We start from the raw sequence: 14,107 nt of genomic DNA on the forward strand, positions 1-14,107 counted from the left end.
GGACTGTCATGATAAGATCATGGCGGTCCTTTTCTTTTGCCCTGTTTGCAGGCGAAATGAAGGGCCTGCTTGTGATATAATATAGGAAAGGAAGACAGCCGAATGCCTACGACGATTAACCGGCTCAACGATTTTTATGTCAAGTATTTATTGGGAAGCGAGAAGCGCAAGCATTTGACGATCCACTTTTTGAACGCCGTCCTGTACGGCGACGATGCGCCGCAGATTGCCGACGTGTTCTTTCTCGACAAGGATTTGGACCCGGAGCGGGCGGACGGAAAGCCGGCCAAGCTCGATATACTGGCGAAAACCGATCAGGGGATGCTGATCAACGTCGAGGTGCAGGTGCGGCGGCAGGCTCATTTGGCCGAGCGGTTTTTATTCTATTGGGCGGAAATGTACGGCAGCCAGATGAAGCGGGGCGACGGCTACAACGCGCTGAAGCCGTCGGTGTCCATCATTCTGACGGAGTTTGACCATCTGCCGGAAGCAAGCTGGCACAATGCGTACTCTATCTGCAACGACGTATCCCGCAGGCGGCTGACCGATCATTTTGCCATGCACTTTATTGAATTGAAGAAGTTTACGTACAGCGACGTAAAGGCCCTCCATCGGCTGGGGCGCTGGACGGCGTACTTTTCCAACTGCGGAGACAGGGAAACGGAGGAATTAGCCATGAGCGATCCGGTAATGAAAGAAGTCGTACAGGCTGAAACGGCCTTTACAGAAGACGAAATCATGCGGAGAAAATATTCGCAGCGCGAAAAAGCCGTGAGAGACTATATTTCTGCTATGGATGAGGCGAGAAATGAAGGACTGCAAGAGGGAATCGTGCAGATGGCGGTAAAGATGTTGGAAAACGGAATCGACCGGCATACCGTAGCTGCCATCACCGGGTTGAGCGAACAGGAACTCGCAGCTTTGAAAACGGCTGCGGCAGGAGGCTGTGATGCATAAGGATACGACGATACCGGCGGCAGAGCCTTTTACGGAAGAGCAGATACAGCGGTGGCGCCGCTTGCAGCGCGAAAAGGCCGAGAGAGAGTATATTTCCGATATGGAGGAAGCAAGACGTGAAGGGCTGCGAGAAGGTTTTGAAAAAGGTATAAATGAAGCGATTAAGAAAGGTATAAAATTGGGGATTATGCAGGTGGCAGCCAACATGCTGGCTGTCGGCATGGATATCCGTCAAGTCGCCAGTATTACGGAGCTGAGCGAAGCGGAACTGGATGCCTTGAAACGCGGCGTATAATAAATCTATAATATAAAACAAGACGTTCCCATGACGGCTGCCGCAATGCGGCCTGTTAGGGAACGTCTTGTTTTTGTATGGTTCGCAGGATATATGATACTGCCTATCCTTGCGTTATTATATTATATATGTATATTACAGCTTGATGAATCCCGGCGTCGAGAGATAGCGGTCGCCGTTGTCCGGCAGGACGGCTACGATGGTCTTGCCGGCGTTTTCCGGCCGCTTGGCGATTTCTGCCGCGGCATGGAGGGCTGCGCCGCCGGAAATGCCGATGAGGAGGCCTTCGGCTTTGGTGAAAGCTTGGGCTGCCGTATAGGCTTCGTCTGTCGTGACGGTAAATACTTCATCGTAAATCGTCTTATCGAGCGTTTCGGGGACGAAATTCGCGCCGATGCCCTGCAGCTTATGGGGGCCGGCGTGGCCTTCGGACAGGAGCGGCGAATCGGCTGGTTCGACGGCTACGACCTGAACGGACGGCTTTTGTTCCTTCAGATATTGTCCCGTGCCGCTCAGGGTACCGCCCGTGCCGACGCCGGCGACGAGGATATCGACGGCTCCGTCCGTATCGTCGTAGATTTCCGGGCCTGTCGTGGCCTTGTGGATGGCCGGGTTGGCCGGATTGCTAAACTGGCCGGGGATGAAGCCGTGCAGTTCTTTGGCCAATTCTTCGGCCTTGTCGACGGCTCCCTGCATGCCCTTGGCTCCTTCCGTCAGGACGATGTCTGCGCCGTAGGCTGCGATGAGCTTGCGCCGTTCGACCGACATGGTTTCCGGCATGGTGAAGATGGCTTTATAGCCTTTGGCGGCGGCGACGGCGGCCAGGCCGATGCCCGTATTGCCGCTCGTCGGCTCGATGATGACCGTTCCCGGCTTGAGCAGGCCCTTCGCTTCGGCGTCTTCAATCATAGCCTTGGCGATGCGGTCCTTGGCTGAGCCGCCGGGATTAAAGGCTTCCAATTTGACGAGCAGGCGGGCGCCGACGCCTTGGGCGGCGTTGAAACGGGCCGGTTCCAGCAGCGGCGTGCGGCCGATCAAATCGAGGATGGACGTATATATCTTTTTCATGAAAATCACTCCTTTATACTGTATGTAGTATGATTTGAAAATAAAATGGTGAAACTATACCATAAAATATACTAGATAAGTATATTTTAGCTATACAAAGGTAACGGGCTCCGCGCCGTTTACGGGGGAGGAGAGGTTCTTAGCGGCTGAGGCTGCGCAGATGCGGCTCGGCGTTGTCCATGGCGTTTACACGCGACTGGAGGATGGCGACTTGCTGCTGCAAGGCGGCAATCTGGTCTTCGATGGGGTCGGGCAGGCGGTTGTGATCCAAATCGACGTCCTGTTCCGAATGGCTTATCTTTTTGCCCTGCTGGAGGACGACGCGGCCAGGAATGCCGACGACTGTCGAATAGGGCGGCACTTCTTTTAAGACGACGGAGCCGGCGCCGATTTTCGAGCCTTCACCGACTGTGAAGGAGCCGAGTACCTTCGCTCCGCAGGCGACGACGACGTAATCGCCGATTGTCGGGTGGCGTTTGCCTTTTTCCTTGCCCGTGCCGCCGAGGGTCACGCCCTGATAGAGGGATACGTTGTTGCCGATAATGGTCGTCTCGCCGATGACGATGCCCATGCCGTGGTCGATGAACAGCCCTTCGCCGATCTGTGCGCCCGGATGGATTTCAATTCCCGTGAAGAAGCGGGCGATGGTCGAAATGATGCGGGCTGTGACAAACCATTTGTGCAGGTAGAAGAAATGAGCCAGGCGGTATGCCCAGATAGCGTGCAGTCCCGAGTAGCACAGCAGGACTTCCAGGGTATTTTTTACGGCCGGGTCTCGTTCCTTAATGACGTGAATGTCCTTTCTCAGGGTGTTAAACATGAATGGTGCCTCCTTGTGTCGTACGAATAAATGCTGAAATACAAAAAAGCCGCAGTCCCTAAACAGAGACGGCGGCCCGCGGTTCCACTCTGATTTGCAGGCATCTCAGCGATGCGTTGCACCTCAAGGCCCATAACGGCGGCAAACCGTGACAACCTACTATATGTTCAGCTGCCCTGCTCCCAAAGGCATTCCATCGTACTAGGCGGCGGCAGGAGCTCTCAGCCGGTGACTCCCGTTCTCTGTATAGCTTTCGTACGTGTACTTGTTTTGGTCATTGCATTTTTCGTTGGGAACATAATACCGTTTGTTTGAACGTTTGTCAAGGTATTTTTTGCAAGGTTATAAAAAATTTACATTTTTCCGTATTCTAAAACGGGCTATTTGGAATGCGATGCGCGTCAAGTTGAAATGAATTATTGTAATGTTCAGATGCACATTGCAGGACAGGTGATGCAGTGGAAATAGAACATAACATTGCGTCATAAAATAACGGATAATGTATACAAAATAGAATTATAATGTAAAATAAATGAATTTTAAAACAAATAAAAATGAAAATTAATACTATAAATATGAATAGTCAAAGTGGAACATGGAAGGAGCTTTGTTGGAAAAACGTGCGGGATTAACCTTATAAATAATAATTTTTAATCATAGTAAAATGCTGAAAAAGTCATGATAAAAAGACATAGCGGCATGCAAAATACCTGATAAAACCTAGTGAGATAGCGAATATTATACTACAGAGGTATTAATTTAAGTAATATAAACTTGTCAAGTGTATTGCTATGTCATATATGCAAATATGACTATAAAGCATGGATTTGCGAGTATCGTTTCACAAAATATATTGCGACTTTGCGTCAGACTCGTTGCATAAATTGTATAAAATGCTATACTTATATTAATACTTTAATAGTATGCCATGCATTCATTTAAATTTTATATTTGACGTAAAGAGGTGTGAACATGGAAAAAGCAGAATTGTACGAAACGTTCCAAAAAGGATTAACCAGCGTCGCTGGGGAATGCTATTTGGCTAAAAAAGCCGACGTAGCAGCAACTCTTGTCAAGATTTTCCAGGAAAAGGATGTAAAGGATGTCGCTCTGGTCGAAACGCCGCTCCTGAAAGAAGCCGGCGCAGCCGACGCCTTGAAGGCGGCAGGCATTAAGACCGACACGGATCACTTCCGCAAAAACGCTCCCTATGACAAAGGCGGCGTAACGGAAGCCGATTACGGCGTCGCCAACCTGGGCTCCCTCGTCCAAATGAAGGATGATATTGACGACCGTATCGTAGAAATCGTAGCGGACGTATATGTCGGCATTATCAAGTTGTCGAAGATCGTCGACGATTTCGATTCCATGATCGACATTATGGCCGAAACGAAGCCATTCCCGAAATTTGCCGGCATCATTACGGGCCCGAGCCGTACGGCCGACATCGAATGCGTCAGCACGGTCGGCGTCCACGGACCGCGCCAGTATGCCGTCATTGTTGTGGAAGATGAGTAAAGGAGGGAATGACACATGTCAACTGAAATGGATTTGTTGAAACAAGAAATCGAGCGCGCAATGGACAACGCGCCTTTGCAGAAAGCGCTGAAAAACTTTACGACTGCGTATCCCGGCAACCGCGAACGCGTTTACAAAGGATACGACTTTGAAGCCCTGCGGGAAAAGGTGCACGAAGTAAAATCCTACGCCCGCGACCACATCGACGAACTGCTCGACGAATTCGAAAAGAACGCTACGGCCAACGGCGCCGTCGTATTCCGCGCCCATTCGCCGCAGGAAGCCTTCGACTACGCGTTGAAGGTAGCAAAAGAACAGAACGTCAAACTCGTCGTCAAATCGAAATCCATGGCATCGGAAGAAATCCACTTCAACCCGGGCTTTGAAGCCGCAGGCATTCACGCGCAGGAAACGGACTTGGGCGAATTCATCAACGCCATCGCCGGCGACACGCCGTCCCACATGGTAATGCCCGCCATTCACTACTCCAAGGAAGACGTAGCCGACCTGTTTACGTCCTATACGAAGGAAAAAGAAGTTCCCGATATTTCCAAGGAAGTTAAAACGGCCCGCCGCGTCATGCGTGAAAAATTCCTGACCGCTGAAATGGGCGTATCCGGCGCCAACGCCGCCGTCGCCGAAACGGGCACGGTCATCACCATGAGCAACGAAGGCAACGGCCGTATGGTAGGCACCTTGCCGGCCAGCCACATGTACATCTTCGGCATTGAAAAATTCGTCGCCAAGATGAGCGATGTCCGCTATATCTTCAAGGTCCTGCCCCGCAACGGCACGGCCCAGAACCTGACGACGTACCTGTCCTTCTACACGGGCGCGACGGATGTCGTAACGGATCCGGAAAACGATACGAAGCAGAAGAAGAGCTTCCATATCATCATCCTCGATACGCCGGAACGCCGCAAGATCATGAACGATCCCGATTACAAGGACATTTTCTGCTGCATCCGCTGCGCAGCCTGCCTCAACGTATGTCCGGCCTTCCGCCTCGTCGGCGGCCACGTATACGGCGGCAGCATCTACACCGGCGGTATCGGCACGCTGCTCACGGCCTTCCTCAACAGCCGTGAACGCGGTAAAGAAATTCAGAATATCTGTCTCCAGTGCGGCACGTGCAACACCGTCTGCGGCGGCAAACTCGACATCGCCGGCATGATCCTGAAGCTGCGCACGAAGTACGCTCAGGAAGACGGCCTCAACCCGATTCATAAGTTCTGCCTCGACACGGTCGCCGACCGCCATCTGTTCCATTCCATGCTGCGCATCGCATCGGTCGCTCAGGGCGCGATTACCAAAGGCCAGCCGATGATTCGCCATATGCCGATGTTCCTGTCTGGCCTGACGTCGGGCCGCAGCCTGCCGAGCATCGCTCCGCAGCCGTTCCGCGACGTACTGCCGACGATCAAACAGGACGTTCCCAATCCGAAGGGCAAGATTGCCATCTTCACGGGCTGCCTCCTCGATTTCGTATACGTAGACATCGCGACGGCCGTCGTCAAAGCCCTCAACATGGCCGGCTACGTCGTAGAAATGCCTCTCGGCCAGTCCTGCTGCGGCGCTCCGGCGACGTACATGGGCGACGCTGAAAACGCTAAGAAAGAAGCAGCGCTCAATATCGAAGCTATGGAAGCGGAAAAATACGACTACATCGTATCGGCCTGCCCGACCTGCACGCACGCCCTGCGCGATTACAAGGAAATGTTCAAGGACGATCCGGAAATGTACAAGAAGGCTTCCGAACTGAGCGACAAGTCTTACGACTTCTCCAAGCTGCTCCACATGCTCGGCGGTCTCCCGGACAACGGCGACGGCGTTCCCATGAAGGTTACGTATCACGATTCGTGCCATATGAAACGCTACATGGGCGTATATAAAGAACAGCGCGAACTCCTGGAAGGCACGAAGGGCGTAGAAATCGTAGAAATGAACAACTGCGATAAATGCTGCGGCTTCGGCGGCTCCTACTCGATTAAATTCCCTGAAATGTCCGCTCCGATGCTCGAAGAAAAGATCGACAACATCGTGGCTACCGGCGCCGACACCGTGGCTGTCGACTGCCCGGGCTGCCTGCTCCAGATCAAAGGCGGTCTCGACGCGCGCGGCCTGAACAACATCCAGGTAAAACATACGGCCCAGATTCTCGTAGAAAAGAGAGAAAAACAGTAACTCCTAACACGGCCGGAAAGGTGTATTGGAACGGCGATGATAAAACAGACATTATTAGAAAACAGCGTTCGGAAATTTATGCCGAAGTATTTTGCCAACGTCAGTGATGAGCAAATAGAGAAGATAAAGAACTATATACAGGCCTTTACGGCCCATACCTTTGCCGGAACGCCGACCGGCGCGGTACTTACCGACGCGACGGCGTCAGAAGGAAAGATGATACGGCCCCGCCTGTTGATGATGGCCTCGGAGTACGGCCCCAAACGCGGCGACGCGCAGGAAACGCTGTATAAGCTGGCGGCTATCGTCGAAATGACGCATTTGGCTTCGCTGATTCACGATGATGTCGTCGACGACGCTCCTTTCCGACGGGGCAAGCCGTCCATCCAGAGCCGGTACGGAAAAAACGCCGCCGTCTACGCTGGAGATTTCCTCATGAGCCGCATCAGCTATCACCTCATGAAGGAGGGCTTGAACCGGGCCGGCATGGTCCTGTCGAAGACGGTAGAGGAAATGTGCAGCGGCGAAATCGGCCAGGCTATGTGCCGGTACAAGGATACGGTGACGATTGACGAGTACCTGCGCAACATCCACGGCAAGACCGTGGCCCTGTTCATGGCCTGCTGCCGCATCGGCGCGATGGAAAGCGGCTGCAGCGAACAGCACGCCGGCATACTGGAATCCTTCGGCGAATGCCTGGGATACATGTTCCAGCTGCGGGACGACCTCCTGGACTTTACGGACGACAAGGCGCTGAACGGCAAGACCGTTCATCAGGATTTCCGCGAAGGCATCTACACGCTGCCCGTCCTCATCGCCTTGGAACGGCCCGGCGGCCGGGCTGCATTGACGCCCTACATGGAGCGCAGCGCAGCCGGCACGCTGACGGCCGCAGATATTCGGACGATGGAACGCATTGTAGCGGAATTCGGCGGCATGGAGGAAGCGTGGAAGTATATCCGCCGCTACCAGCGCCGGGCAGAAGAACTGCTGGCGTTCCTGCCGCCGTGTGACGCGGCGCCTCTCCTGCGCAAGCTCGTCAGCAAGCTGGGGGCGGTGTAATGGCGGGACGACAGGCCATGTCCGTGACGGCTGCCGTCCGGCTGGCCAATCCCCATTCGTGGGTAGCGGCAGTCTATCCGGCTGTCTTCGGCGAGTTGTACTGCCTGCTGGCCGGCTACGACCTATCGTGGCTCCAGGCCGTTCTCCTGCTGGGGGCGTGCATCCTCATGCAGTCGTCGGTCAATACGCTGAACGATTATTTCGATTTCGTAAAGGGAACGGACACGACGGACGACTTCGTCGAAGTCCACGACGCCGTATTGGTATACGAGGACATTGCGCCGAAGCAGGCTCTGTATTTAGGCCTCGCCTATCTGGCCGCGGCGGCCCTGCTGGCGCTGCCGGTCATCGTCGGCGCAGGCCCTGCGCCCTGGTGCATCGGCCTTGTCGGCGGCCTCGTCGTCCTGGCCTATTCAGGCGGCAAGACGCCCTTATCCTACCTGCCCGTAGGCGAACTCGTCTCCGGCGGCGTCATGGGCGGCCTCATTCCGCTAGGAGTAGCGGCAGCCGTACACGGCATCGTCGATGGCTTGGCTCTGATACTAGCCATTCCCTTCATCATCGGAATCGGCCTGGTCATGATGACCAATAATATCAGCGATATCGAAAAGGACCGGCAGGCCCGGCGCAAGACCCTTCCCGTCGTAGTGGGAAGGCCGAAGGCCGTAAGGCTGTACCGGGCGGCCGTCGTCTGCTGGATCGTGAGCCTCCTCGTCATCCCTGTCTGGTACGGCGGCCTCTCAGGCCTCGTCGTGCCGGCTCTCGCGGCCTTGACGGGCCGGAAGGTCTTTGCCTTCTTGCTGACATCGCCGTTGATTCCGCAGGAGCGAGTGCGGCAGATGAAATGCATCGCCATGGCCAACGTGCTGGGAAACGGCGCGTATTTGATCGGCGCGGCCCTGGCCGTGCTGGCAGGGAGGGCGGTCTGATGGATTCGATGGAAAAACGCAGGCGCGTGTACGGCATCTTCCAGGGCATTTCCCAGACCTACGACGGCGCGAACCGCCGCATCAGCCTGGGGCTGGAGCAATCGTGGAAGCGGGGCCTCGTCGAGGCTGTAGCCTTGCAGGTACCGGGCGGCGGCGCCGTGCTGGACGTCTGCTGCGGCACGGGTGATATTGCCGTAGCCGTAGCAAGGAGGCGGCCTGACGCAGCCGTTACGGGTCTTGATTTCTCGCCAGCCATGCTGGACGTGGCCCGCCGCAAGGGCGCGGCCCTGGAAAACCTGACCTGGCGGGAAGGCGACGCCATGGCCCTTCCCTTTGGAGACGATACGTTTTCGGCGGCGGCCATATCCTTCGGCCTTCGCAACACGCCTGATTACGGCGCGGTCCTGACGGAAATGACCCGCGTCGTTCGCCCCGGCGGCTGGGTATACTGTCTCGATTCCTTTGTACCTGACTCGCCGTTGATTCGACCCTTTTACGACCTGTATTTCCGCGGCGTCATGCCTCTATTGGGCGGTGGCTTCCGCCATCGCAGGGAATACCGGTGGTTGTGGCAGTCTACGCGGGACTTTCTCCGCAAGCGTGAGCTGACGGCCCTCTTTGCCGCCGTCGGCCTGGAGAAGGTCCGCGCTGACAGCCATCTCTTTGGAACCTGCGCGCTGCACAGCGGGCAGAAACCCCGATACATCTGAACGAACAGGAAATACTATACGTTTACATACATAAACCGGCGGAGCCGACGCATTGGAACCGCACGGTTAAGGAGGGTAAGAACATGAGTAGTGAAGAAAAATTTGATGCTATCGTTGTTGGCGGTGGCTTGGCCGGTTCGGCGGCAGCCCTGACTATGGCAAAAGCCGGACTCGACGTTATGTTGATTGAACGCGGCAAATTCTGCGGCTCTAAAAACTCCAGCGGCGGCCGTATTTACGGTCACAGCCTGGAACGCCTGATTCCGAACTTTGCCGAAGAAGCTCCGATCGAACGCAAGATTACCCAGGAACGCCTGTCCCTCATGACGGAAGGCGGAGCCTTGAGCTTCCAGTACAATTCCGACAAGCTGCAGAACCTGAAATATCCGTCCTATTCCGTACTCCGTTCGAAATTCGACAAATGGATGGCTGAAAAAGCGGAAGAAGCCGGCGTCATGCTTCTCGAAGGCTTCCGCGTAGATCAGGTCCTCGTCGATGAAAGCGGCAAGGCAACGGGCGTCGTCTGCGGCGACGAAGAATTCGACGCCGACGTCATCGTATTGGCCGACGGCGTAAACTCCCTGCTGGCACAGCAGCTGGGCATGAAACAGGAACTGGACCCGAAAGACGTAGCTGTAGGCGTTAAAGAAGTCATCTACCTCGGCGAAGACGTCATTAACGAACGCTTCGGCCTCCAGGGCGACGAAGGCGCTGCCTGGATGATCGCCGGCGACCCGACGGGCGGCAACCTCGGCGGCGGCTTTATCTACACCAATAAGGACAGCCTGTCCCTGGGCATCGTTACGACGATCAGCGACATCGGCCGCGTAGACGTCAGCGTTCCCGATATGGTAGAACGCATGAAGAATCATCCGTCTATCGCTCCCTTCGTCAAAGGCGGCAAGCTGACGGAATATTCGGCTCACCTCGTTACGGAAGGCGGCCTCAAGATGATGCCCGAACTCGTACGCGACGGCGTGATCGTAGCCGGCGACGCAGCTGCTATGGTCGTCAACCTGGGCTACACGGTCCGCGGCATGGACCTGGCTATTGAATCGGGTCGTCTGGCCGGCGAAGCCGTCGTCCGGGCTAAAGCGAGAGAAGACTTCTCGGCCGAAAGCCTGTCGTACTACAAGAAGCTCCTCGACGAAAGCTTCATCATGAAGCTCATGAAACAGTATCAGAACTTGCCGGGCCTCTTGGAAGACCACATCATCTTCAACGACGTTCCGAAGATGGCCGACGAATTTGCCGGCATGGTCTACAAAGTAGACGGCGGCGCGCCTGTTGCCCTGCCGATGATCGCCTTGACTGTCTTGGCTAACAACGGCGGCTTGAACGGACTCTTTGATCTTGGCAAAAAAGCTTGGGAGGCGATGTAAGATGGCAAAAATGAGCGTAGACGATAAACTCGGCGTAGTTAAATTCGTGACGGACGAACACGAATCCCACATCGAAATCAACGAAGATTATCAGGATGAAGCGGAAATCAAACGCTTGGTCATGGCTTGTCCGGCTGAATTGTACAAATACACGGACGGCAAATTGGTCTTCAATCATGAAGGCTGCCTGGAATGCGGCACGTGCCGCGTCATTTCCGGCGGCAAGGGCGTCAAGAGCTGGAATCATCCGAAGGGCGCCATGGGCGTAGAATATCATCACGGTTAATATACGGCCTGCATAAAGGCGGAAGGGCGGCGTACGCGCTGTCTTTCCGCTTTTTCCATGTATGAGCTTATGCTGCAGCCCATAAAAAGCGATGCTCTATGAGCATATATGGTAAAAATTTAATCGAATTTTAATCTAAATTTAATTTACTTTTGGCCGTAACCTGCTATTATAATAAGTGTAGAACAGATCATCTACGACGAGTTGAAGATATAAGTTGTTCATATACCCCTCGAACACCCCTATCTTATGTCTTCAGCAAAGCTAAGATATTATCTTCCCCCGATAGTATCTTACACTTAGAAAGAGCCGGCCCCCCTCGCCGGCTCTTTTGCTGTATATGGCAGCAGAAACGTAAAACGTTTATCTTTCATGCTGATAATGAACGATATTCATTCTGAGCTGCTGCGGGCGGTTTGGAGCATTTAGGGCAGCCCAGGAGAGAGAAGGCAGACTGTGCCTGTATATCTGAGGGAGAATGGTTTGGGACATGGCTGAAAATACTTTTTTTGCCCGATGCGGGGTCATTGACATTTTCAACTATTCGTGCAATAATGAGAAAGAACAAGGGACTAGTTCCCCGAACGACATGAGTCTGGAGGTGAAAAACATGCATGTAATTTCTGACGAATGCGTAAAATGCGGTTCCTGCGCAGGCGCTTGCCCGACTGGTGCTATCGAAGAAGGCGAAACGAAGTACGTTATCACTGACGCTTGCATCGATTGCGGTTCTTGCGAATCCGTATGTCCGACTGGTGCTATCTCTGCTGAATAATAGCACCCCCGACTATAAGATAAAAAAGGAGACATGTATATGTCTCCTTTTTTATTTGAATTTTGCCGGTCAATATGATAGGATAGAATCACTGTACGATATCGTACGGAAAGATGCGCACATAGGAGGTTTTGGGTGCAGGTATGGTATATCGCCCTGGTAATCATTGCGTTGGACCAGGGAAGCAAATGGCTGATTCAGCAAGGAATGACGCTTCATGAATCGATTCCGGTCATTCCGGGATTTTTTCATATTACATATATTTTAAACAGAGGCGCGGCGTTTGGTATTTTAGAAAATCAACGCTGGCTTTTTCTGATTATGGCAATACTATTGTTTGTATTGTACGCTGTATTTCGCAAGAAGCTGCCGGAGCATCGGGCGGTGCAGGCCGGCGCGGGCATGCTCCTGGGAGGCGCCTTCGGCAACGCCTTGGACCGCTTTCTGCACGGCGCTGTCGTCGACTTTTTCGATTTCCGCATCTGGCCGGTGTTCAACATCGCCGATATCGGCATCGTCGTCGGCGTATGCCTGCTGCTGTGGTACAGCTGGACACATATTTCTGAGTAAGCGAGGAGACCAATATGGATGAAGTACGAGTAACCGTAACGGAAGAATGGGCCGATACGCGGCTGGACGTCTATATGGCCAAGACGATGGATATATCCCGCAGCTTCGCCCAGCAGCTTGTCGAAACGGGCGATGTGCTGGTCAACGGCAAGGCGGCCAAGAGCAACCGCCGCCTGAGCGAAGGGGACGAAGTAGCCGTGACGATGGAGCAGCCGGCAGAGCTGCAGGCCGTGCCGGAAGATATCCCCCTGAATATCGTATACGAAGACAAGGACATCATCGTCGTCAATAAGGCCCGGGGCATGGTCGTCCATCCGGCGGCGGGAAATCCCGACGGCACGCTGGTCAACGCCCTGCTGTACCACTGCCGCGGCGAGCTGTCCGGCATCAACGGCGTCATACGCCCGGGCATCGTCCACCGCCTGGACAAGGATACGTCGGGCGTCATGGTGGCTGCGAAAAACGACGAAGCTCATAAGGGACTGGCCGCGCAGATCAAAGCCCATTCGGCCCGCCGTACCTATTGGGCCCTCGTCCACGGCAACATTGCCGAAGAAAAGGGCATCGTCGACGGCCCCATCGGCCGCCATCCCAAGGACCGGATCAAGATGGCCGTCACCTTTAAGGGCGGCCGCGAAGCCGTGACCCATTTCCGCGTCCTCAAGCGCTACGGCGAGTACACCTGGATTGAATGCAAGCTGGAGACGGGACGGACCCACCAGATCCGCGTCCATATGGCCTACATCGGCCATCCCGTCGTCAACGATCCCTTGTACGGCTATAAAAAAGATGATTTTCCCATTGAGGGGCAGGCCCTTCATTCCCATTGCCTGGACCTGGTCCATCCCGTCACGGGCGAGGCCATGCACTTCGAAGCGCCTATGCCCGACGATTTTGCAGCGTGCCTGCACCGTGCCGAACAGCACAGATAAGCGAGGTGTGTACGATGTGGAAAGAAAAAAATCTGCTCATGGATGAGAAAGCCATGGGCCGGGCGATTCGCCGCATTGCCCACGAAATCATCGAACGGAACAAAGGGCTGGACAATACGGTTCTCGTCGGCATTCATACCCGGGGCGTACCGCTGGCCAAACGGCTGGCAGCGGAGCTGTCGGCTATTGAAGGCCTGGCCGTACCGGTCTATGACCTGGATATTTCCGCCTATCGCGACGACGCCAAAAAGACGTCCATCAACATGGTCGCCAAAGGGCAGACCCGCTTCGACGCCGACGGCAAGACGGTCATTTTAGTCGACGACGTCCTCTTTACGGGACGGACGGTCCGCTCGGCCCTGAATGCCATCATGGAGCTGGGCCGGCCCCGCTACATCGAGCTGGCCGTCCTCGTCGACAGGGGGCACCGCGAGCTGCCGATCCGCGCCGATTACGTGGGGAAAAACGTGCCGACGTCGCGGCGCGAGGACATTTCCGTCCAGCTGCGCGAAGTAGACGGGCAGGAACAGGTCGTCCTGCGGGAACAAATCTGATATACTATATATAACAAGAGATATAGGACGCTTCGCAGCCTCCTTACCGTGTACGTTCTAAGGAA

At 54.6% G+C, this 14,107-nt stretch carries 15 protein-coding genes; 13 read left to right on the forward strand and 2 right to left on the reverse strand.

Annotation, left to right across the window (positions count from 1 at the left end):
* Window positions 1-102: 102 nt before the first annotated feature.
* Both B5F80_RS08345 and B5F80_RS08350 read left to right on the forward strand, forming a co-directional pair.
* Entirely contained in the window at window positions 103-957 is an 855-nt protein-coding gene (locus B5F80_RS08345; RefSeq protein ID WP_087478370.1) for an Rpn family recombination-promoting nuclease/putative transposase, read from the forward strand.
* The gene (locus B5F80_RS08350) at window positions 950-1,252 is read left to right on the forward strand and encodes a hypothetical protein (RefSeq protein WP_087478371.1); all 303 of its coding nucleotides are present in this window, start codon (window positions 950-952) and stop codon (window positions 1,250-1,252) included. The genes B5F80_RS08345 and B5F80_RS08350 overlap by 8 nt, the downstream gene beginning before the upstream one ends.
* A gap of 135 nt (window positions 1,253-1,387) precedes the next feature.
* Here B5F80_RS08350 and cysK read toward each other — a convergent pair whose 3' ends face one another.
* On the reverse strand, window positions 1,388-2,320 hold the full coding sequence (cysK, locus tag B5F80_RS08355) for a cysteine synthase A (protein WP_087478372.1): 933 nt from the start codon (window positions 2,318-2,320) through the stop codon (window positions 1,388-1,390).
* A 139-nt stretch (window positions 2,321-2,459) separates the two neighbouring features.
* Window positions 2,460-3,206, reverse strand: coding sequence for a serine O-acetyltransferase (gene cysE, locus B5F80_RS08360; RefSeq protein ID WP_255376426.1), 747 nt, complete (start codon window positions 3,204-3,206; stop codon window positions 2,460-2,462).
* A 906-nt stretch (window positions 3,207-4,112) separates the two neighbouring features.
* On the opposite strand from cysE, the gene B5F80_RS08365 reads away from it, so the two are divergent.
* From B5F80_RS08365 to pyrR, 11 genes are all read left to right on the forward strand, one after another.
* Window positions 4,113-4,658, forward strand: coding sequence for an LUD domain-containing protein (locus tag B5F80_RS08365; RefSeq protein ID WP_087478374.1), 546 nt, complete (start codon window positions 4,113-4,115; stop codon window positions 4,656-4,658).
* 15 nt (window positions 4,659-4,673) lie between these two features.
* Complete coding sequence (gene ldhH, locus B5F80_RS08370; RefSeq protein WP_087478375.1) at window positions 4,674-6,842, forward strand: L-lactate dehydrogenase (quinone) large subunit LdhH; 2,169 nt, start codon at window positions 4,674-4,676, stop codon at window positions 6,840-6,842.
* Window positions 6,843-6,878: 36 nt separating this feature from the next.
* Window positions 6,879-7,904, forward strand: coding sequence for a polyprenyl synthetase family protein (locus tag B5F80_RS08375; RefSeq protein ID WP_087478376.1), 1,026 nt, complete (start codon window positions 6,879-6,881; stop codon window positions 7,902-7,904).
* Window positions 7,904-8,833: a UbiA family prenyltransferase gene (locus B5F80_RS08380; protein WP_087478377.1), complete on the forward strand. Its 930-nt coding sequence runs from the start codon at window positions 7,904-7,906 to the stop codon at window positions 8,831-8,833. Before B5F80_RS08375 ends, B5F80_RS08380 begins: the two co-directional genes overlap by 1 nt.
* Window positions 8,833-9,543: a ubiquinone/menaquinone biosynthesis methyltransferase gene (locus tag B5F80_RS08385; RefSeq protein ID WP_087478378.1), complete on the forward strand. Its 711-nt coding sequence runs from the start codon at window positions 8,833-8,835 to the stop codon at window positions 9,541-9,543. Before B5F80_RS08380 ends, B5F80_RS08385 begins: the two co-directional genes overlap by 1 nt.
* A gap of 83 nt (window positions 9,544-9,626) precedes the next feature.
* The gene (locus tag B5F80_RS08390; protein ID WP_087478379.1) at window positions 9,627-10,925 is read left to right on the forward strand and encodes an FAD-dependent oxidoreductase; all 1,299 of its coding nucleotides are present in this window, start codon (window positions 9,627-9,629) and stop codon (window positions 10,923-10,925) included.
* 1 nt (window position 10,926) lies between these two features.
* Window positions 10,927-11,211, forward strand: coding sequence for a 4Fe-4S dicluster domain-containing protein (locus B5F80_RS08395; protein ID WP_087478380.1), 285 nt, complete (start codon window positions 10,927-10,929; stop codon window positions 11,209-11,211).
* 610 nt (window positions 11,212-11,821) lie between these two features.
* On the forward strand, window positions 11,822-11,986 hold the full coding sequence (locus B5F80_RS08400; protein WP_087478406.1) for a 4Fe-4S binding protein: 165 nt from the start codon (window positions 11,822-11,824) through the stop codon (window positions 11,984-11,986).
* A 135-nt stretch (window positions 11,987-12,121) separates the two neighbouring features.
* Window positions 12,122-12,556 (forward strand): signal peptidase II, encoded by a 435-nt coding sequence (gene lspA, locus B5F80_RS08405; RefSeq protein WP_087478381.1) that lies wholly within the window; start codon window positions 12,122-12,124, stop codon window positions 12,554-12,556.
* A gap of 14 nt (window positions 12,557-12,570) precedes the next feature.
* On the forward strand, window positions 12,571-13,488 hold the full coding sequence (locus B5F80_RS08410) for an RluA family pseudouridine synthase (RefSeq protein ID WP_087478382.1): 918 nt from the start codon (window positions 12,571-12,573) through the stop codon (window positions 13,486-13,488).
* A gap of 14 nt (window positions 13,489-13,502) precedes the next feature.
* The gene (gene pyrR / locus B5F80_RS08415; RefSeq protein WP_087478383.1) at window positions 13,503-14,042 is read left to right on the forward strand and encodes a bifunctional pyr operon transcriptional regulator/uracil phosphoribosyltransferase PyrR; all 540 of its coding nucleotides are present in this window, start codon (window positions 13,503-13,505) and stop codon (window positions 14,040-14,042) included.
* Window positions 14,043-14,107 lie beyond the last annotated feature (65 nt).

Source organism: Megasphaera sp. An286, assembly GCF_002163455.1.
In the GTDB taxonomy this organism is placed as follows: domain Bacteria; phylum Bacillota; class Negativicutes; order Veillonellales; family Megasphaeraceae; genus Megasphaera; species Megasphaera stantonii.